Here is a 20,449-nt window from a genome sequence, read left to right as displayed (position 1 = left end):
TTTCTTTTTCATTTATTGGCACCTCAATTGTTGCAGCGTATAGATTATTGTATGCAAGTTTATGTAAAAAAGGAAACAGGACGCGGATTTTGTTCCGCGTCCTTTAGTGTAATCAAGCCCTTTTATTTTTATACTCATCCAAGAGCTGTTCATTCTTTTTGAAAATACGCTCTGTATGGGGGCTTACTTTGTAATCCGCCATACTGATATGGTGCTTTTTCTTTAAAATCTTAAAAGGGTTTTTCTTGCGATTGTTGTTATTCCCTTGAAGTGCGTGGTCCATCTTCATCACCTTCCTCTTCGTCAGGCAAGATTAGGTCATAAATTGTTGTAAGTGACGTCATTAATAAATAGTCGAACTCAGTGACAATCTCATCAGAGGTGAGCTTAATGACAAAGTGATCATCTGCTACAGAAAACGGGATGAGCACCAATTTGCCGAAATCATCGTAATAGACTTCCTGCCTGTCAAGCTTCGCCTGAATAAGAGCTCGCTGGTCAAGTGTCCGCAGCAGGTCATCTTTTTGTTCCTGCGTATCGTATGGACAAAGAACCGCTTGAATATTCATCTTGTCGGCAAAAGAATAAATGAGCCGTTCAATTCCCTCTATATATGCCTCTACACTTCCATAATATACATGGATCGGTTCGTTTTTCAATAGGTATTGGTACGTTTTTAGTTTGTTGAGGTAAGAATGAAGTAGATCGTTATTTTGTTCTAGGAGTTGGTGGGTGTCGGTTTCCAGTTCGTGATTTCCGAGTTTTTTAATATAGGAGCTGAGAAAGATGAATGCATCGGTTAATGCAAAAAAAACAGCAATAATCAAGTAGTGCATCCAATCGGTGAAGATTGAAGAAGGGTCATTTGTCCAGTACACAACAGCACCAGCTACATAAATCCAATACCACGTTTTTCGAATGGCAAACATCTTTTCTTTTACTTTTTGTTCAAAACGCCATACGGCAAATACATATACAGCAAGGGCACCTAGCAATAACCACACGGTCAATTGAAAAAATAGTAGCATGTTCTTCTCTCCCATAGACAGATGGATACTTATTTATTTCTATGGATATGATTGGAAACCCTGCTTCATGAAAAAATGGCTTGTAGGAACAAGGTGTTGAAGTGTGCGGGCAAATAAAAAAAGACCTGTCAGACAGGTCTTTGATATTAGATAATCGCATTTAACACAAAGTATATAAGAGCCCCTAGAGTTCCTGAAATCGGTAATGTGATCACCCAAGTGACAAGCATGCGTTTTGCCGTACCCCAGTTTACTCCTTTTACTCTGTGTGCAGAACCTACACCTAGAATAGAAGATGAGATCACGTGAGTGGTACTAACAGGTAAGTGAATAAATGTCGCACCGAAGATAATCGCTGCACCCGTTAAATCGGCAGATACTCCGTTTACTGGACGAATTTTCATAATTTTACCGCCGACTGTTTTAATAATCTTCCAGCCGCCAATAGAAGTACCTAGTCCCATTGCAAGCGCACAAGAGAATTGTACCCAGAATGGAATGTCGTCTGTTGTATGCAAATTACCTGCAATTAAAGCCATCGTAATAATTCCCATCGCTTTTTGCGCATCGTTTGTTCCGTGGGTATACGATTGCAGTGCAGCAGTTAAAATTTGAACACGTCGGAATTGTTTATTTGTTTTTGCGAGATTGTTGTTTCTGAATACAAATTTGATAATGGTATACACGATATATCCCAATACGAAAGCTAGGATAGGTGAAAGCAATAGTGCTTGAATGATTTTAATGAATCCCGAATAGTTTAAAGCGCCAAAACCAGCAGAGGCAATAACAGCTCCTGCAATTGATCCGATCAGTGCATGTGAAGAACTACTCGGAATCCCGTAATACCAAGTAAGCAAGTTCCAAGTAATGGCCGCAATTAAAGCAGCCAAAATGACAACAGAACCGTTTTGAAGTGTAAAAGGATCTGCGATGTCTTTTGTGATGGACTTTGCCACACCTGTAAATGTCATTGCTCCTAAGAAGTTCATGAACGCTGCCATAATAATAGCATGTCTAGGCTTTAACGCCTTTGTTGAAACCGAAGTGGCAATGGCATTTGCTGTATCGTGAAATCCGTTGATGAAATCAAAAGCAAGTGCACAAATGACAATAAATATGGTAAGGATGAGTAATGTGTCCATGTTTAACTAACCCCGTTACGCATTCTTCATAATGATTGTTTCTAGATTGTTGGCAACACTTTGACAGGAATCAGCGATTTCTTCAAGTGTTTCGTAAATTTCTTTGTATTGAATGACCTTGATTGGATCAGTTTCTTTTCCAAACAAGTTCTTTAGTGATTTACGATAAAGATTGTCACAATTATGCTCGATCTCTTTGATTTTGATTGCGTGTGGTTGAATATCTTTTAAGCGATTTTCAGCCAGTAAATCAATTGTAATTAAAATTTCCTTTGCACATTCTCTGATGTAGTGGCTGAATTTGTCGATATGTTCGTCAGAGCTTGTCATTGAATAAATTTCCATTGTCGCTGAAAAATGCTCAATTCCATCTAAAACATCGTCGAGGCTATTCGTCAATTGAAGAATGTCTTCACGTTCAATCGGTGTAATAAAGGCTTTGTTCAGCTCTTTAATCATAGTATGAACATGATTATCACCTTTTGTCTCATATTCCTTCAATGTGTCAGAAAATTCTTTCAGAGTGGTTTGATTTGTTACTTTATAGCTAACAAAATACTCAGCAGTTTCATCTAAATTTTTAGCAATTTCCGTTAACAAGACGGAAAACTTGTCTTTTTTCCTTTTTAACATGTAAAAACCCTCCATTGTATAAATGAGACAATGCACACATCAAATAATTATATATTCTTTTGTCGAAAAAAAACAGGTGTAGTCGAAAATTTCTTCACTTTTTCTATTTGATCTTATTCTGACCTAAAGATGTGTTCTCAACACACCTTTTTCAGAAAGGAGAAAAGAAATGAAAAAAGCGGTCCGTTTTTGGCGCCGCTTAAAGCTTAAGAAGCTGAATAAACAAGTTTAAATCGCTCGCAAACAAGGAGCATGTCTTCTTTAAATTCTAATCCGTACGGTTTGAGTGCTTCTGTAAAAAATTCTTGATGGGCTCTGTACCAATAGTTATATGAAAGATCGCCTTCACCTTCTGCTTGTGCAAATGATTCTGGAACCTCATTCATTGGCATGACATCTACATGCGTGATCTCTATGATGGCTTTTGGTTCGTCATGGCTGTCCAAAATGACCGCATATTGTCCTGCCTTTGGAAGCGGCTCCTGTTCCTTTTCGTAAAAAAGGTGTCCAGAACAAGTCGCTGTTTTTTTCCCTCGCAGAACAAGGTCAAGCAAATGATCTGGGTCTGCTCCAAATGCCCAAGCGGAAACAGACGCGTCAATTGGTGCACTTTCTGATTTTTCTTCCCAATATGTTTCCCAAAATAAGGTGCTTTTCTGATTCATCATTCTTCCCCCTTTGTGATGTGTTTATTATACCGTGAAATCAAATACATGGAAGTATAGTGTCTTTATCCCTACTGAGTAAGTATGTCATATGTTTTGAAAATCCGCTTTATATTTGATGAATATAGGATGATAGAATGAAAATTTTAGAAATTTTAGAATAATCTATTGTATTCTGGTCAAGAAGTCGGTATGGTCAAAGTAAGAATATGGAAGGGGTGTTGGGTATGAAACGCATTTCTTTAACTATTTTGTCCATATGTCTGCTGGTTTTCTCGTTTTTTCTGCCTGTCAGTCAGGTCACTGCAACCGAAACTCATGGGAATAAAGTAGCTGTTGGGAAAGATGGCATGGTGGCTACTGCCCATCCGCTCGCATCAGAAGTGGGGGCAGATGTTTTAAAGAAAGGTGGAAACGCTGTTGACGCTGCTGTTGCCATCCAGTACGCACTGAATGTGACAGAGCCAATGATGTCTGGAATTGGCGGCGGAGGATTTATGATGGTTTATGATGGGAAGACTAAAGAAACATCCATCATCAATAGTCGAGAAAGAGCACCACAAGGCGCAACACCAGACATGTTTTTAACAGATGAGGGGAAAGTCATCCCGTTCGCTGAGCGATCCACACACGGTAATGCTGTTGGTGTTCCAGGGACTGTAAAAGGTCTTGAGGCGGCATTAGATAAGTGGGGGACCCGCTCGATGAAGGAATTGATTAAGCCTTCCATTCAGCTTGCAGAGGATGGATTTGAAATCGATTCTGTCCTGGCAAAAGCCATTGATGATCATCAAGGAAAATTGAAAAAAACGGCCGCAGCGCCAATCTTTCTTCCAGATGATCAGCCGCTCAAAGAAGGGGACCTCCTAGTTCAGCCAGGTCTTGCAAAAACATTTAAGCTCATTGCGAAAAAAGGAAGCAAAGCATTTTATGAAGGAAAAGTAGCAAAGGCACTTGCAAATACAGTCCAAGATTTTGGCGGAACGATGACAACTGATGACATTGATCGTTATGAGGTCAAGACTGACAAGCCTATCTGGGGAGACTATAAAGGATATCAGCTTGCAAGTATGCCTCCACCAAGCTCAGGCGGGGTGTTTATGCTGCAAATGCTCAAAATACTTGATCACTTTAACCTATCTCAATATGACCCCAAATCATTCGAAAAATATCAGCTGCTTGCTGAAACGATGCATCTCTCCTATGCTGACCGTGCTGCATATGCCGGCGACCCCGAATTCGTAGATGTTCCACTAAAAGGACTATTAGACGATGATTACATTTCAGAAAGAGCCTCTCTTATTGAATTAGATCAAATGAATCGTAACCCGAAAGAAGGAGATCCATGGGCGTATGAGGATGAAAAAACCCCATCCCCTATTGTCCCGCAGCCAGAAGATAAAACCATTGGTGAGACCACACATTTTACTGTTGCCGATCAGTGGGGAAATGTTGTGTCATTCACAACAACCATTGAACAGTTATTTGGTACAGGGATTCTCGTCCCGGAATATGGATTTTTCTTAAACAATGAACTAACAGATTTTGATGCAAGACCTGGCGGAGCAAATGAAGTTCAGCCGAATAAACGTCCATTATCCAGTATGACACCGACCATCATATTTAAAGATAACGAGCCTGTCATGACAGTAGGTTCACCGGGAGGAACGACCATCATTGCTTCTGTTTCACAAACCATATTGAATTTGCTTGAATATGACATGGAGCTTCAGGATGCAGTTGAAGAACCAAGGATTTATACAAACAGCCCAACTTCTTATCGTTATGAAGTAGGTGTCCCTCTCGATGTGAGAACAAAGCTTAATGATATGGGGCATCGTTTTGGCAGCTCGCCTATTGATATAGGAAATGTTCAAGCTCTACTCATTGATCGAAAAGCAGGAACCTTTACTGGAGTGGCTGACTCCTCGAGAAACGGGACTGCTGTTGGCGTCAATTTAAAACTCTCTGCCGATTAAGAACATTTCCCGGGAAAAGAAGCGCCTCTTGAGGATGGCGTTTCTTTTTTGTCTAAATATAAGGAAAACAGAGTAGAAAACTGAGAATAGTTTGAATCATACATAGTTGATCAGACAACCGAAGGCTCTTGGCCATTTGAAGTACAGGACTGTGATGTATTTCAATGGCTAAGGGCTTTTTTTGCGTATGAATGACAAGGTTGTTGCTGACATCAAAGAGCAAGTACATGAGCTTTTAGAGAGAGGAAGTCACATTTAATAAGAAGTAGAGCAGATTTGAAGAAAGATGAAGCAAAGACATCATCTTTTTTTAAAAGATTTTTCTTAGGAACATTGACTTATAATTTCGAATATTATAATATCTTTACAAAGGTAACAACATTGAACATTTTTTAGGATGTGTAATTGTAAGCGCTTTATATGAGGTTTTATTCCAAAATGTTCTTTCTTTTTGTTACATGTGTTCATATTTATGCCAAATGAAAGGGGTGGTTGTTTGAACAACTTGTTTGAGTTAGATGAACAGCTGATCAAGCTGCAGTACGATGCATCTTCGAGAGAGGAGGTGACCACATATTTAGCAGAACGATTAGAAGCGGGAGGATACATTAAATCGAGCTTTTTACCTGCCGTGCTTGAAAGAGAAAAAACATATCCTACAGGCCTTCCACTGGCGACCTTTGGGGTAGCGATTCCACATACAGATCCTGAGCATGTGAACAAACCTGCGATTAGTGTAGCCACTTTAAAGGAACCTGTTATGTTTCACAAGATGGGGAGCCCTGATGAAACTGTGCTAGCCAAAATTGTGTTCGTCCTAGCAATCTCTGAACCTAGTAAGCAGCTCGTGATGTTAGAGAAGCTCATGACACTTTTTAGAAAAGAAGAAGTGATGACGAGGCTGTCTCACATGACATCGTATGAAGAAGCGGTTGACGTGCTTGAGCAAGAATTAAACCAATAGCCTTTCACAAAAAAAATGTAAGCGTTTTATCTGAAAAATCCAGGAGGTGGATGTATGATCAAGCAAGCTGTCGATTTTATATTAGACCTTGGGCCAACTATTATGCTCCCGATTATTATGACGATTTTCGGTATGATTTTAAGGCAAGGCTTTAAGAAATCCTTCCGAGCCGGTATTACGATCGGCATTGGCTTTGTCGGTGTCAATCTTGTCATTAATTTGCTTGTGAGCGGCCTTGGGCCAGCAGCAAAAGCCATGGTTAATTCCCTTGGGCTAAAGCTCGATATTTTGGATGTTGGATGGCCGATTGGAGCTGCTATATCCTTTGGTACACCCGTTGCCCCTTTGATGATTCCTCTTGTGCTTTTGTTAAATGTCATCTTATTGTCCGTTAACTTTACGAAAACGCTGAATGTGGATATTTGGAACTTCTGGCATTTGATTTTCGCAGCCTCTGTGACTTACTACGCTTATCATAATATGTTCTTGGCCCTTGCTGTTGGTTTAATCGTCTCTGCTATCACGCTTAAATTAGCCGATTGGACGGCACCGACAATCGAACACCATTTTGGATTAAAAGGCGTATCGATGGCTCATGCTGAAACGGTCAACTTCGCGCCGCTTATGTATGCGTCCAACCGTATCATTGACAAGATCCCTGGCTTAAACAAAATTCATGCTGATCCAGAAACATTGAAGAAACGTTTTGGCATTTTTGGCGAACCGCTTGTGATGGGTCTCATACTTGGTATCATTATTGGTCTTCTAGGCGGCTATGATGCGAAAGGCGTCATGACGCTTGGTATTCAAATGGCAGCAGTTCTTGTACTAATGCCAAGAATGGTTGCGTTATTAATGGAAGGTCTTATTCCAATCTCTGAGGGCGCTCGTTCTTATATTCAAAAGCGTTTCCCTGGGAAAAATGTCTATATTGGTTTAGATACAGCGATTGTGATTGGTCATCCGGCGAATATGGCGGTAGCCCTTCTCATGGTGCCGATTACGATTTTACTTGCTGTCGTTCTGCCTTACAATGGCATGCTCCCGTTTGCAGACTTATCGGTTCTTCCATTTACAGTTGTTTGGGCAGTAGCAGCCGCTCGTGGAAATATTATTCGCGGTCTTATTAACAGCATTTTTACATTGATGATTGTCTTCTTTATCGCAACGAATCTCGCACCGCTTGCGACAACAATGGGGAAAGCAGTCGGCTTTGATTTCCCAGAAGGGGCCAACATGATTTCAGGTATTGACCTTGGTTCCCACGTCATTCCTTGGATCATGGTGAGACTTCTTGATCCGAGCAACCCGTACTTTATTGCAGCCATCATCTGTGCTCTGGCTTATGCGCTTCTATGGTACTGGGTGCGAAATGATATTAAAAAGCAGTATGCGAAAGAAATGGGTTTAGATCAGAAAGAACAATAAACGAGCTGGAGGGATTCTTATGGCAAAGAAAATATTGGTTTCATGCGGAACGGCGGTTGCAACTTCAACGGTTGTTGCAAAAAAGGTTGAAGAGACGTTAAAGGAAAAAGGATATGATGTTGTGGTGGAACAGTGTAAGGCATCTGAAGTCCCGCAAAAAGCGGAGGGCGCCGATTTAATCGTGACGACCACGCCAGTGAGTGATACGAAAGGAACGCCTGTGATTCAAACATTATCCTTTTTAACCGGATTTGGCATTGAAGATGATATTGAAAAAATCATCGATCATATTAAGTAAACACTCATTCCATTGAGGAGCTTTCGCGGCTCCTTCCATTTACCTGAAAGGAGGACGTCTCATGCAGCATCATGCTTATAGCCGAACGTCTGCAGTGTTGTCTATTTTTCTTCCAGCCGTGCTCATCTGTCTGTTTTTCCTCTGGTCTCTTTATACGTTAATGTCAGCAGGACCTGAGCCGTTAGCTGTGTTAGGCGTTTATACGCTGCCTATCCTCATGCTTTCTAGTATTACTGGACTGAACCAGCCGACAAACGTCATCATTAGTGAAGATAAGCTGAAAATCGGCGCTTTTGGCAGATGGCACACATATGCGGTCTCTGATATTAAAGGAAAGCTTTTTATCAAGCCATATCCTCATATCGGGAAAGTCTATGTCAGGGTGGGCCCATCGCGCATATTCGGAGGACGTTACTGGATATCCAGTGAGATGAGTGAGTACAAGCAGCTTGTGCAAACGTTGCAGGATTTTGCGAAGGGTGATGAAAAGGAGGATGCAGCTACATGAAATCAGCTGTCTTTTATTCTTCAGAGAACATTCGGTATGAGGAGCGGAACCGGCCTGCGATTGGTGATGATGAAGTGCTATTAAGAATGCGTGCCTGCGGCTTATGCGGAACGGATATTTACAAGGCAACACATGAGACGGTACCCTCTGGAACGGTGCTAGGGCACGAAATAGCTGGTGATATTGTTGAAACCGGAAAGCATGTGACAAATATCCGAACGGGAGACAGGGTTTATGTTGCGCACCATGTGCCTTGCTTTACCTGTGACTTTTGTCAAAAGGGATTTTATACAATGTGTCCGCAGTTTGCAGCCACTAATGTAGAGCCAGGCGGGTTTTCAGAGTATATCCGCGTACCTGCATTGCATGTCAAGCACACAATGGGCAAGCTCCCGAAGGACGTCTCATATGAGCAAGGGGCAATGGTGGAGCCAGTCGCCTGCTGCCTCCACGGGTTTGAACGAGCACCTGTTCATCCAAGAGATTCTGTGCTGATCCTTGGAGCAGGGCAAATTGGCTGTATCCAACTACAGCTCGCCAAACATTACTTGGCTGGGAAAGTGATGATAACGGATGTGAATGAGAACCGGCTGCTGCAAGCGAGAAATTTAGGTGCAGATGTTGCTTTTCATCCAGCCTCTGAGCCGGTGGAAGACCGGGTCATGAGAGAAACAAATGGAAAGGGAGCAGACCTCGTCATGATATCTGTTGGGAGCAGTGCGCTTTTAAAAGAAGCGTTTCAAGCGGTAGCGAGAGGTGGAACGATTTTAGTGTTTGCTCATTTTCCAAAGGGAGACGTCTCCATTCCGGCTGATCGGTTTTTCCATGATGAAGTGAAAGTCGTAGGAGCCTATTCCTCGCATCCTTATCACTATCGTGAAGCCCTTGAACTTCTAAGGGCAAAAGTAGTCAACACAGAAAAGATGGTGACGCACCGTTATCCGTTAAGTCAGCTCCTTCAGGCGATAGAATGCGCAAGGCACCCTGAAGGTGAGAGTGTCAAAATCATGATGTATCCAGATGAATGAGAACGTAAGAGATTGGAAGAGAAAGAGAAGTTCTTTAGAAAAGGGCTTTGCCTTTCTCTTTTTTTCTGATAAAAGATGAAAACGCTTAAAAATGAAAGAGAAATGCTTGACTTCAATGATACTTAAACGTATGATAATTACAAATGTAACACATAAGAACAAATGTAAAGGGGAGAGAATAAATGCAAAAACAAATCACTTTGCCTGGACAGATTAGTCATGAGAGATTAGCGGATTTATATAAACAAATGTGGTTGGTGAGATATTTTGATGAAAAGGTCGATCAATTCTTTGCCAAAGGACTTATCCATGGAACCACTCACTTATGTGTCGGACAGGAAGTGTCAGCTGTTGGATCGATTGCCGTATTAAAGAATGAAGATAAGATCGTCAGCACACACCGTGGACATGGTCACTGTATTGCAAAAGGTGCAGAGGTCAATAAAATGATGGCAGAACTATTCGGACGTGAGACTGGCTATTGTAAAGGAAAAGGCGGCTCGATGCATATCGCTGATTTAGAAAAAGGGAACCTTGGCGCAAATGGAATCGTTGGCGGCGGTATCCCGCTGGCAACAGGTGCAGCGCTCACATCTAAAATGAAACAGGAAGGCTTTGTCGTTCTTTGTTTCTTCGGAGATGGAGCGACAAATGAAGGCAGCTTTCACGAAGCGCTAAATCTTGCATCCATTTGGGATCTGCCTGTTGTATTCATTTGTGAAAACAACCAGTACGGTATGTCTGGTCCTGTAAAAGAAATGATCAACATTGAAGACATTTCAACAAGAGCAGAAAGCTACGGAATACCAGGGAAATCGATTGATGGAAATGACATGGTCGAGATTATGAACACAGTAGATGAAGCAGTCAGCCGCGCAAGAGCTGGAGAAGGTCCATCACTTATTGAAATGAAAACGTATCGCTGGAAGGGTCACTCTAAGAGTGATGCGAAAAAATACCGTACACGTGAAGAAGAAACAGAGTGGAGACAAAAAGATGGAATCAAACGCTTTAAGTCTCTCTTGATTGAACTGAATGTTTTGACAGAAGAGCAGGCAGCGGTTTTACAGGAAGAAGCGAAACAGGAAATTGAAGCGTCTGTTGAATTCGCCAAAAACAGTAAAGAACCGTCAATCGATACACTATTAGAGGATGTATACGCCTAATTAGGAGGGGAATCACGTGACAAAAACAACAGTGAGAGAGATTTCATATTTAGAAGCCGTTCGAGAGGCTATGAGTCAGGAAATGAGAGAGAACCAAGATGTATTCATTTTAGGTGAGGATATCGGCGTATATGGCGGCGCTTTTGGGGTTACGCGCGGCATGATTGAAGAATTCGGTCCAGAGCGTGTACGTAATACACCGATCTCAGAGGCAGCCATCGCAGGAGGCGCAGTCGGAGCGGCTTTGACCGGTATGCGTCCGATTTTAGAACTTCAATTCTCTGACTTTATTACAATCGCGATGGATCAGCTTGTAAACCAAGCAGCCAAAACACGATACATGTTTGGCGGAAAAGGAAAAGTGCCGCTCGTTGTGAGAACACCAGCAGGATCAGGGACGGGTGCCGCAGCGCAGCATTCACAAAGCTTAGAAGCGTGGATGGCTCATATTCCGGGATTAAAGGTGGTTCAGCCTTCAACAGCTTATGATGCCAAAGGACTTTTAAAAGCAGCAATGGATGATGACAACCCTGTCATTTTCTACGAGCATAAGCTTTTATATAAAACAATCGGCGAAGTGCCTGAAGAGCCTTATTCGATTCCTTTAGGGAAAGCTGATGTGAAAAGAAGCGGGAAGGACGTCACGATTGTAGCAACAGCGATTATGGTACACAAAGCGTTAGAAGCGGCGAAGGAACTAGAAGCAGAGGGAATCGATGTTGAAATCATTGATCCAAGAACACTCGTCCCATTAGATGAAGAAACCATAATCGAATCTGTGAAGAAAACAGGTAAATGTATCGTGGTTCATGAGGCGGTCAAACGAGGCGGCTACGGTGGAGAGATTGCAAGTATGATAGCGGAAAGTGAAGCGTTTGACTACTTAGATGCGCCGATTAAACGACTTGGCGGTCTTGCAGTCCCAATACCATACAACCCGACACTGGAAAAAGCGGTCATTCCACAAGTACCAGATATTATTGAAGCAGCAAAAGAGCTTGTGCGCTCTTAAATAAAGGGGAGAAGATCATGCCAAAAGAGATATTTATGCCGAAGTTAAGCAGTACGATGGAGATCGGAACCTTGCTTCAATGGTTTAAAGAAGAAGGAGATTCGGTTGAAATCGGTGAGCCTCTTTTTGAAATTATGACAGACAAGATCAACATCGAGGTGGAAGCCTATGATGACGGCATTTTTCTAAAGAAATACTACGAAGCTGATGATCAAATTCCAGTCAATGCTGTCATTGGATATATCGGAGAGGCAAATGAACAGGTACCAAGCGAGCCGCCAGCACAGGCAGATGAAGATTCCTCAGAAAGCGGCGAATCGTCTTCACCAGACACGGCTTCATCCAGTTCTACTGAAGCCCCAAAAACATCTGATGAAAAAGTACGTGCCACGCCCGCAGCGAGAAAAACGGCAAAGGATCATCATGTGGCGATTCATGAGGTATCTGGCACAGGGCCAAAAGGCAGAGTCCAAAAGCGGGATGTCGAGGCGGTCGTTCATTCTAGCGAGAAAGATCAGCGCGTCTCACCGCTTGCAGAAAAAATCGCTGCCCGTGAAGGAATTGATTTAGCAGCAGTTTCTGGATCTGGCGCTCATGGCAAAATCATGAAGAGTGATGTAAAAGCAGCAGCACAAACAGCAGAGGCTTCGCCTGTGAAAACACAAAAACTAGCTGGCATGAGAAAAGTGATTGCTGATCGCATGTCACAAAGTGCCTTTACAGCACCGCACGTCACATTAACAAGTGAAATTGATATGACGAAAGCAAAAGAAGTGCGTCAGCAGCTACTGCCAGCGATTGAAAAAGAGACAGGCTACCGATTGTCGTTTACAGAAATCATCATTCTTGCGGTCAGCCATGTACTCACGCGCCACCCGCAGATCAATATGACATTTGAACAAAATGAGCTCCATTTCCATGAGGATGTACACATTGGTCTTGCTGTTGCAGTGAAAGACGGCTTGATGGTACCAGTCATTTCTCATGCGAATCAAAAAGGATTAAAACAACTGACAAAAGAAGCGAAAGAAATTGGCCGAAACGCACGCGATCAAAAACTGCTTCCTGACCAGTTGAAAGGGTCCACTTTTACGATTAGTAACTTAGGCATGTATGCCATTGATACCTTTACCCCGATCATTAATCAGCCGGAAGCGGCGATTTTAGGTGTAGGACGGATTCAAGATAAACCTGTTGCAGTGGATGGAGAAATTCAGGTGCGGCCAATGATGGGGGTCAGTTTATCGTTTGATCACCGAGTCGTAGATGGCGCACCAGCGGCTGCCTTTTTAACAGACCTTAAGAAAGTGCTTGAACAACCATTTGAATTGCTAATGTAGGAGATGAATCGGATGACGAAAACGTATGATCTGACAGTCATTGGCGGAGGGCCTGGCGGGTATACTGCCGCCCTTCAAGCAGCTGAGCGCGGACGGAAGGTTGCTTTGATTGAAGAGGATTTTTTAGGCGGTACTTGTTTAAATCGAGGCTGTATCCCTTCAAAGACCCTGCTGAAACATGCAGAAGTGATTGAATCCATTGAAAAGGCGAAAAGCTGGGGAATCGAAACAGGTGACATGATCCTTTCCTTCGATAAAATGAGAAAGCGCAAAGATGACGTCATTGAAAAGCTCAGAGGCGGAATCGCCTTTTTATTAAAGCAAGGAAAGATTGATGTGTATAACGGCAGAGGCACAGCTGTGACAAAGCATCGGATTGAGATTGAAAAACAAGATGGATCAGAATGGATTGAAACGAAAGAACTGATCATTGCCACCGGATCTACACCGGCCATTCCGCCAATACCGGGGCTTAGAGACATTCAATTTGATACAAGTGATACGATCTTTGACATCTCAGATATCCCAGCTTCTGTCGTCATTATTGGCGGAGGTGTCATTGGGCTTGAGCTGGCTTGTATTTTCCAGAGTCTTCAATCAAAAGTCACCATTATTGAAGCAGCACCGTCCATTATTCCGCAAGAGGATGAAGAAGCATCTAAGCTGCTAGAAAGAGAATTGAAGAAAAAGGGCATCCATATCGCGAAGAAAACCACTGTGACAGAGTTGACGGAAAGCGAAGGAGTCAAAGCGGTTCATGCAACAGATGATAAAGGGGAGACACACATCTTTACGGCGGAAAGACTGCTTGTCTGCGTTGGAAGAAGACCGAATGTATCAGCTGTTAGCCAGCTTGATCTTCAACTGGATGGTCTGTTTATCAAGGTGAATGATCAGATGCAGACAAGTGCTGAGGGTGTATATGCAGTTGGGGATGTCGCTGGCGGCTATCAGCTGGCTCATGCGGCGATGGCAGAGGCTGCTGTTGCGGTCAGCAATATTTGCGGCGTGCCTGAAAAAATGAATGCTGATATTATGCCTAGATGTATTTATACATTACCAGAGGTAGCAAGTGTCGGTCTTACAGAGAAAGAGGCAAAAGCCAAAGGGCTCAGCGTACAAACAGAACGATTTGATTTAGCGGCAAGCGGTAAAGCGTTAGCGGCAGGTGTTCAATCAGGCTTTATTAAATTGGTGTACGATACAGCATATGGTGAAGTGATCGGTGCAACGATGGTTGGTCCGCACGTCACAGAGATGATTTCAGAAGCTTCCTCCTTTATGTATTTAGAAGGAACAGCAGAAGAGATGGCGAAAATGATTCATCCGCATCCGACCATCTCAGAAGGTTTTTATGAAGCAGCTCTTGATATCGTGAGTAAGCTGAGAAAATAAATGCCAAACAAGGGATAGGGAGGAGATGCATGTGCACGTCCAGCTTCATCAGAAAGCGGCACTTGTGACAGGTAGCACAGATGGATTTGGAGAAGCCATCTGCCTGGCTTTAGCCCGGGCAGGTGCACATGTTTTTTTACACACATTTTATGATGAATCAAAGGCTAGATCCATTTATGAAGACATTCAAAAAATGGGCGGTCAGGCGAGTATCATCATGAACCCGCTAGAAACGCCGCGTGATGCCACGCGCATGCTGAGGCAAGTGATCGATACAAGCGGGAAACTAGATATTTTGGTCAATCAAGCAGCGCAAGGAGCAGAAGCGGAGCTTGATGCCGCTCATCCTGATAAATGGGTGGACGAAGTGGAATCAGCTGTGAATACTGTCTTTCTTTCCAGTCAAGCCGCCGTATGGCACATGGTGGACCAGAAGCAAGGCTGTATTATTAATATATCATCATCAGGCAGTATCACAGGTGATGGCGGGATCTCACATGCTACATCGAATTCTATGCTGAATGCCATGACAAAAGGGCTGGCGCGAGAATTTAAAGACAAAGGTATCCGTGTGCTCGCCCTATTGCCGCCTCCTCTCCATTTGGTTCCTGACACAGAGCAAATCAAGGAGACTGTGGCCCATATGACGGTCTTTTTAAGTACATCATATGGCGCTTTTACAGATGGTGCAGCGATTATGCTTGATGGGGGTGAGAGTGCTGGCTAATGATCAAAAACCAGTTCTCATCGTTGGTGGTGCCCAAGGGATTGGAAAGGAAATTGCCGAGCGATTTTTAAAAGAAGGGCACAGAGTCGCTGTGTCCGATATAGATGAACAGGGACTTTCGCTTTTAAAAAAACAGCATTCTCAGCTGCTGACATTTCAAGCTGACGTTTCATCGTGGGAAAGTGTTCAGCAGATGATCTCAGCAGCTGAAAGGGAGCTCGGCGGCATTGCTCATCTTGTGTATTCAGCAGGGATGACAAAATCACTTCCTTTTTTAGAAGTTGATTTTTCACTTTGGAAAAAGACACTTTCTGTGAACTTGTATGGTCTTTACTATTGCATCAAAGCGTCGGCACCTTATATATGTGAGCGGCAAGAAGGAAGCATTGTCATGATTGGATCAGGATCTGCTATAACTGGCTCAGGCGGCGGTATTCAGTATTACGCCTCAAAAGCAGGTGCTTTTGGCCTGATGCGTTCGCTTGTAAAGGAATTAGGGGCACACCAAGTGCGTATCAATGTGATTGCACCCCGTGTGATTGAATCTCAAATGCTTGATACGCTCTATCCTACTGAGGAGGAGAAAAAGCAGCTGCAATCGCTCATTCCTGTCGGGAGATTAGGAAGACCAGACGATATCGCAGGACTCACTTTATTTCTTACAAGTGACGAGGGAAGCTATTTGCACGGACAAATTATCCTGCTAGACGGCGGGAGAACGTATCAGCCAAAATATACGGAGGGAAAAAGAGCGGAGAGGTAATCGCTCTTTTTGTCATTTTCGTAACAATTGTTCCAATTAGAAACGAATGTTTGGTATACTGGGAATCATAGTATATTAAAAGGATGATGTCACATGCTGAATTGGGAAGAAAGACGACAGCTCGTCAAAGTTGCTCATCTTTATTATACAGACGGGTGGACGCAGCAGGAAATCGCAAAAAAGCTCAATGTCTCAAGACCAGTCATTTCAAAGCTCTTACAAAAAGCAAAAGATGTGGGAATCGTTGAGGTGTACATTAAAGACGAAAGTATTCATACGGTGGAGCTGGAAAAGCAGCTAGAAACAACATTTCAATTAACAGATGCTGTCGTTGTCCCAAGTGTCGGGACAATGTCTGAGATGGTGAAACGGGCAGTCGGTCAAGCAGGCGCCTATTATCTATCTAAAAACATGAAAGATGCGGAGAAAATCGGCATTTCATGGGGAACCACACTGGCTGAGCTTGTAAAGGAATACCCGTTTGAGCGAAGAAACGATGTGAAGGTCATTCCATTAGAGGGCGGAATGGGCAGGCAGGCAGTCGACATTCATGCCAATCAGCTGGCATATGAGCTGGCAAAGAAAATGAATGGCACGTGTTCCTATTTATATGCCCCGGCGATTTTAGAAACAGAAGAATTAAAAGAACGGCTTATGGCAATGCAGGATATAGAAGCTGTGCTTGAAGAAGGTAGAAATGTAGATATTGCCCTCATCGGTATTGGCAACCCGCATAAAGGTTCAACGTTAAAAACAGTTGGTTACTTAAAAGAAGAGGATTTATCTGGTTTAAGGCAATCAGGGGCTGTTGGTGATATTGGCTTTCGTTTCTTTGACGGTCAAGGCAAACCTGTCCAAGATGAACTGAACCAAAAGGTCATTGGTTTATCACTGGAGCAGTTAAAGAGTGTCAAAACGGTCATCGCTGTTGTAGAAGGAACCCATAAAGCTGAAAGTATTTTAGGGGCTTTAAATGGCGGCTTCATTCAAGTGCTGGTGACAGACGAACTAACGGCGGCAGCCATTTTAAAGGAAGCTTCCGTCCAATAAACGGCTGCTAGCAATCGAATTGTATAAAAAGAGCAACATCAAACGAGAAAGGAGCTGTGTATCTTGAAGAAAACCGAAATGGAAGCAAACCTACATTGTACTCGGTGCCAAGAAGAGACCCTCCACAGCATCGTTTATGTGAATGATCAGATGAAAAGCGTTGAGTGTACAGAGTGTCATCAGAAGATCAGTGTGCAAGTCGACATCATGAAGGAATTTTACAAAGAAGTATACGAAAAAATTGCGACAAAGCCGAAGCGGATGACGCAGGAATATAAGGCGAATTTGAATGGGTTTATATCAAGACTCCCAATCCGCGTGCTTAGTAAGCCATACCGGCTCATGAGATATTTAAACGAATCATACAAAGTGATCAAGCAATATAAAAAATAGCAGAGCGCTGTTTAGCGCTCTGCTTCAGCGTGTAGATAAACCCTCGCATTCTTTGTCAGTTCTGCGCGCCGGTGCTCACGAATGTCAAATTCGCTCCGCTCCGGTACTCGTCCTTCCTAGGGCTGCAAAGGTTTTCTATCACGCTGAGAAGAAGGAAAAAAAGCAGAGCACTGTTTAGCGCTCTGCTTTTTTTTGTGCTTTTTTCATATAATAATAAATAGGCAGTCCAGCAATCCCGATCAGCATGGAGATTAGACAGCTTTTCCAGTCGGTGATCATGGTGCTGATTAAGACGAATAAAGAACCGATAATCGCAACGATCGGTGTGAGCGGGTAAAGTGGTACGCTATAAGCACGCTCCATTCCGCTATTTTGTTTTCTCAGCTTAAAGACTGCGAAAAAGGCCATGACATAAAAGATGTAGATCATGAAGATCGAAACCTCTGACAGCTTTTCTGGATTACTGACGATCATAAACACAATGGCGATCAAAATTTGCACAAATACAGCAATCCAAGGTGTTTTGAAGGTAGGGTGAATACGCGAAATCGCGTTTGCGAAAGGAATTTGCTTTCGTTCAGCCATCGCGAAAATCACACGTGGGAATGAAAGAACCTTTCCGTTCAAACAGCCAAAGATACTAATGATGATTCCGATACTAATGATCTTACCGCCGATTGGTCCAAAGAGCATTGTCGCAGCAGTACTTGTCGCATTTTCACCTAGCTGGACGATTTGATCTGCTGGTAACACGTGCAAAAGAGCGACATTAATAAAGAGATAACAAGCCGTGACGATTAAAATCCCGCCTGCCATTGCACGAGGAAGCAGCTTCTCTGGGTTTTTCATTTCACCGCCAAGTGCTGCAAGCAATATCCAGCCATCATAGGCAAACAACGTAGCCAAAATCGCTGCACCGAAGTTCATTTGAGCGATACTCTCGTTGACAGCCATAAAGATATTTTCGTTTCCTTTCCATAAGCCAAACACAATAATAGCGGCAATCGGGACAAGCTTTCCGATGGTGGTCAGCCCTTGTACAAAACCGCCGTATTTCGTTCCCATAATATTGATCAAACATAAAAATAAAACAGTGATAATGCCAATTGTTGTCGACCATAAAGAAGAAAGAGAAAATAAATTGGCTAATAATGAACCAAAATAAAGACCGAGCGCTCCAATGATGGCAGGTCCGTAAATGATAATCTGCACCCAGCCGCATAAGTAGCCCCAAAATTCACCATACACTTCTTCAAGATAGGCATACAATCCGCCAGTCCGAGGGATTTGTGTACCAATTTCAGCAACAGTCAGTCCGCCTGCAAGGGTTAAAATTCCACCTAGCAGCCAAGCAAATAAGGCGATGTCTGAGCTTCCTGAATAGGAAAGGACGTTGCCTGGCTTCATAAAGACGCCGGACCCGATAATGGTCCCGATGACAAGAGATAGGGCAAAAAATAAGCCGATGTCCTGTTTTAACGCTGGTTGTTCTTTGTTCATTACACACGACCTCCTGCATCACTTTCGTACGTTACTGTGACATGTATTTTGTTCATTGTAATACGATTTTAGGAAAACAAGAATTAAAAAAATTTTCTGATTTTCGTATTTGTATTTAAAAGTGTTCGTTTATTGGAGATATCAGGGTGAATGTTGCGTTAAAAACGAACAATAAAAGAATATTTACGATTTAATGTTAATTTAATCGCCAGAAACCGAACGTCCAGTAAACGTGCAGCCAAATGGTTGACTTTTCTTGAAAAATGACCTATTTTATTCATAAGGATATTATCTTGAATTCGAGATATTTTGAAATAGGAGTGAACGTAATGAAAATCAATGGGATTCACCACGTATCTGCATTAACAGCCAATGCTCAAAAAAATGTTGATTTCTACCGCCAGATTCTTGGCTTAAAACTTGTAAAGAAAACTGTCAATCAGGATGATCCATCTATGTATCATTTGTTTTATGGAGATGAGGTTGCTTCACCGGGTACGGAGCTCACCTTCTTTGAAATTCCAATGCTTGCCCGTCGTTTGAAAGGAACAAACGCCATCACAAGCACAGGCCTTCTCGTTTCTTCTGAGGAAGCACTTTCATTTTGGGAAAAGCGGTTTGATGAGACAGGTGTGCAGCAAGAAACGGCTTCCTTGAGAGGCGGAAGACCTGCCTTGCGTTTTCAAGATCCAGAAGGGCAGCAGCTATTTTTAACAGTAGAACCGAACGCACAAGAAGCGGGCTCACCGCCAGTGCATGACGATATTCCGGCAGAGTTTGCAATTAGAGGTTTGGGTCCAGTTGAATTAACCGTTGCAGAAGCGGACAAAACGATCCGTGTTTTAACAGACATCCTTGGCTTCACTGAAAGAGCGCGTGAACAATCAAATGATGGTGAGATCGTGACCATTTTTGAGTCAGGAAATGGCGGTGCTGGAACAGAAATTCATGTGATCGAAAAAGCTGAAGGACCTTCTGAGCGTTCCGGCAGAGGAAGTGTGCATCACGTAGCTTTTCGCGTGGAAGATGCAGATGAGCTGGAAAAATGGTATGACAAAATATCAAAAGCAGGCTTCACGAACTCTGGTGTTGTGGAACGATTCTACTTTAAAGCCCTTTACTTTAGAGAACCGAATGGTATTTTATTTGAAATTTCAACAGACGGCCCTGGGTTTACAGTCGATGAAGGGGTAGATGAGCTTGGTGATCAATTAGCCCTTCCGCCATTTCTAGAGCACAAACGAGCAGAAATAGAACAAAGATTAACGCCAATTCAGTCATCATAAAAAAAGCAGCTCATTCATGAGCTGCTCAGCGTGTAGACAAACCCTCGCATTCTTTGTCAGGGCTGTGCTCCGGTACTCACGAATGTTCAATTCGCTCCGTTCCGGTGCTCGCACTTTCCTAGACTGCAAAGGTTTTCTATC

General features: G+C 42.9%; 21 protein-coding genes. 15 read left to right on the top strand and 6 right to left on the bottom strand.

Annotated features, from left to right (window positions below; translation table 11 throughout):
• Window positions 1-112: 112 nt before the first annotated feature.
• From ACSSTM_RS05560 to ACSSTM_RS05540, 5 genes are all read right to left on the bottom strand, one after another.
• Entirely contained in the window at window positions 113-283 is a 171-nt protein-coding gene (locus ACSSTM_RS05560) for a type II toxin-antitoxin system SpoIISB family antitoxin (RefSeq protein WP_034663884.1), read from the bottom strand.
• The gene (locus ACSSTM_RS05555; protein WP_034663092.1) at window positions 258-1,028 is read right to left on the bottom strand and encodes a type II toxin-antitoxin system SpoIISA family toxin; all 771 of its coding nucleotides are present in this window, start codon (window positions 1,026-1,028) and stop codon (window positions 258-260) included. The genes ACSSTM_RS05560 and ACSSTM_RS05555 overlap by 26 nt, the downstream gene beginning before the upstream one ends.
• 146 nt (window positions 1,029-1,174) lie before the next feature.
• The gene (locus tag ACSSTM_RS05550) at window positions 1,175-2,173 is read right to left on the bottom strand and encodes an inorganic phosphate transporter (RefSeq protein WP_034663089.1); all 999 of its coding nucleotides are present in this window, start codon (window positions 2,171-2,173) and stop codon (window positions 1,175-1,177) included.
• 15 nt (window positions 2,174-2,188) lie between these two features.
• Window positions 2,189-2,806, bottom strand: a complete 618-nt coding sequence (locus ACSSTM_RS05545) for a DUF47 domain-containing protein (RefSeq protein ID WP_003212390.1) — start codon at window positions 2,804-2,806, stop codon at window positions 2,189-2,191.
• A gap of 206 nt (window positions 2,807-3,012) precedes the next feature.
• Window positions 3,013-3,471, bottom strand: coding sequence for an ASCH domain-containing protein (locus tag ACSSTM_RS05540; protein ID WP_060596067.1), 459 nt, complete (start codon window positions 3,469-3,471; stop codon window positions 3,013-3,015).
• 227 nt (window positions 3,472-3,698) lie between these two features.
• On the opposite strand from ACSSTM_RS05540, the gene ggt reads away from it, so the two are divergent.
• From ggt to ACSSTM_RS05470, 14 genes are all read left to right on the top strand, one after another.
• Entirely contained in the window at window positions 3,699-5,450 is a 1,752-nt protein-coding gene (gene ggt / locus ACSSTM_RS05535; RefSeq protein ID WP_106037834.1) for a gamma-glutamyltransferase, read from the top strand.
• Window positions 5,451-5,946: 496 nt separating this feature from the next.
• On the top strand, window positions 5,947-6,414 hold the full coding sequence (locus ACSSTM_RS05530) for a PTS sugar transporter subunit IIA (protein ID WP_095285042.1): 468 nt from the start codon (window positions 5,947-5,949) through the stop codon (window positions 6,412-6,414).
• Window positions 6,415-6,468: 54 nt separating this feature from the next.
• Complete coding sequence (locus tag ACSSTM_RS05525; RefSeq protein WP_095285043.1) at window positions 6,469-7,842, top strand: PTS galactitol transporter subunit IIC; 1,374 nt, start codon at window positions 6,469-6,471, stop codon at window positions 7,840-7,842.
• A gap of 19 nt (window positions 7,843-7,861) precedes the next feature.
• Complete coding sequence (locus ACSSTM_RS05520) at window positions 7,862-8,140, top strand: PTS sugar transporter subunit IIB (protein WP_003212259.1); 279 nt, start codon at window positions 7,862-7,864, stop codon at window positions 8,138-8,140.
• A gap of 61 nt (window positions 8,141-8,201) precedes the next feature.
• Window positions 8,202-8,648 (top strand): hypothetical protein, encoded by a 447-nt coding sequence (locus ACSSTM_RS05515; protein ID WP_003211419.1) that lies wholly within the window; start codon window positions 8,202-8,204, stop codon window positions 8,646-8,648.
• Window positions 8,645-9,676 (top strand): alcohol dehydrogenase catalytic domain-containing protein, encoded by a 1,032-nt coding sequence (locus ACSSTM_RS05510; protein WP_437404018.1) that lies wholly within the window; start codon window positions 8,645-8,647, stop codon window positions 9,674-9,676. Before ACSSTM_RS05515 ends, ACSSTM_RS05510 begins: the two co-directional genes overlap by 4 nt.
• A 182-nt stretch (window positions 9,677-9,858) precedes the next feature.
• Window positions 9,859-10,842, top strand: coding sequence for a thiamine pyrophosphate-dependent dehydrogenase E1 component subunit alpha (locus ACSSTM_RS05505; RefSeq protein WP_437404017.1), 984 nt, complete (start codon window positions 9,859-9,861; stop codon window positions 10,840-10,842).
• 31 nt (window positions 10,843-10,873) lie between these two features.
• Window positions 10,874-11,854 (top strand): alpha-ketoacid dehydrogenase subunit beta, encoded by a 981-nt coding sequence (locus tag ACSSTM_RS05500; protein ID WP_034620051.1) that lies wholly within the window; start codon window positions 10,874-10,876, stop codon window positions 11,852-11,854.
• Between the two features lie 17 nt (window positions 11,855-11,871).
• The gene (locus tag ACSSTM_RS05495) at window positions 11,872-13,194 is read left to right on the top strand and encodes a dihydrolipoamide acetyltransferase family protein (RefSeq protein WP_106037832.1); all 1,323 of its coding nucleotides are present in this window, start codon (window positions 11,872-11,874) and stop codon (window positions 13,192-13,194) included.
• 12 nt (window positions 13,195-13,206) lie between these two features.
• Complete coding sequence (gene lpdA / locus ACSSTM_RS05490) at window positions 13,207-14,589, top strand: dihydrolipoyl dehydrogenase (RefSeq protein ID WP_268496358.1); 1,383 nt, start codon at window positions 13,207-13,209, stop codon at window positions 14,587-14,589.
• A 25-nt stretch (window positions 14,590-14,614) separates the two neighbouring features.
• A complete protein-coding gene (locus ACSSTM_RS05485) occupies window positions 14,615-15,316 on the top strand; it encodes an SDR family NAD(P)-dependent oxidoreductase (protein WP_437404015.1) in 702 nt (233 codons plus the stop codon).
• Entirely contained in the window at window positions 15,294-16,079 is a 786-nt protein-coding gene (locus ACSSTM_RS05480; protein WP_268496406.1) for an SDR family NAD(P)-dependent oxidoreductase, read from the top strand. Before ACSSTM_RS05485 ends, ACSSTM_RS05480 begins: the two co-directional genes overlap by 23 nt.
• Before the next feature lie 93 nt (window positions 16,080-16,172).
• Complete coding sequence (locus tag ACSSTM_RS05475) at window positions 16,173-17,129, top strand: sugar-binding transcriptional regulator (protein WP_034663059.1); 957 nt, start codon at window positions 16,173-16,175, stop codon at window positions 17,127-17,129.
• Between the two features lie 63 nt (window positions 17,130-17,192).
• Window positions 17,193-17,522, top strand: coding sequence for a hypothetical protein (locus ACSSTM_RS05470; RefSeq protein ID WP_008358910.1), 330 nt, complete (start codon window positions 17,193-17,195; stop codon window positions 17,520-17,522).
• 174 nt (window positions 17,523-17,696) lie between these two features.
• Here ACSSTM_RS05470 and ACSSTM_RS05465 read toward each other — a convergent pair whose 3' ends face one another.
• The gene (locus ACSSTM_RS05465; RefSeq protein WP_034663056.1) at window positions 17,697-19,022 is read right to left on the bottom strand and encodes an APC family permease; all 1,326 of its coding nucleotides are present in this window, start codon (window positions 19,020-19,022) and stop codon (window positions 17,697-17,699) included.
• A 329-nt stretch (window positions 19,023-19,351) separates the two neighbouring features.
• Here ACSSTM_RS05465 and ACSSTM_RS05460 point away from each other — a divergent pair, with 329 nt between their 5' ends.
• Window positions 19,352-20,308: a ring-cleaving dioxygenase gene (locus tag ACSSTM_RS05460; RefSeq protein ID WP_034663055.1), complete on the top strand. Its 957-nt coding sequence runs from the start codon at window positions 19,352-19,354 to the stop codon at window positions 20,306-20,308.
• The last annotated feature ends 141 nt before the right edge of the window (window positions 20,309-20,449 follow it).

It is taken from the genome of Bacillus sp. RK1064 (genome assembly GCF_051488405.1).
GTDB lineage: Bacteria > Bacillota > Bacilli > Bacillales > Bacillaceae > Bacillus.
The sequence above is the reverse complement of the archived record's forward strand: the minus strand, read 5'-3'. Positions and strand labels throughout refer to the sequence as shown.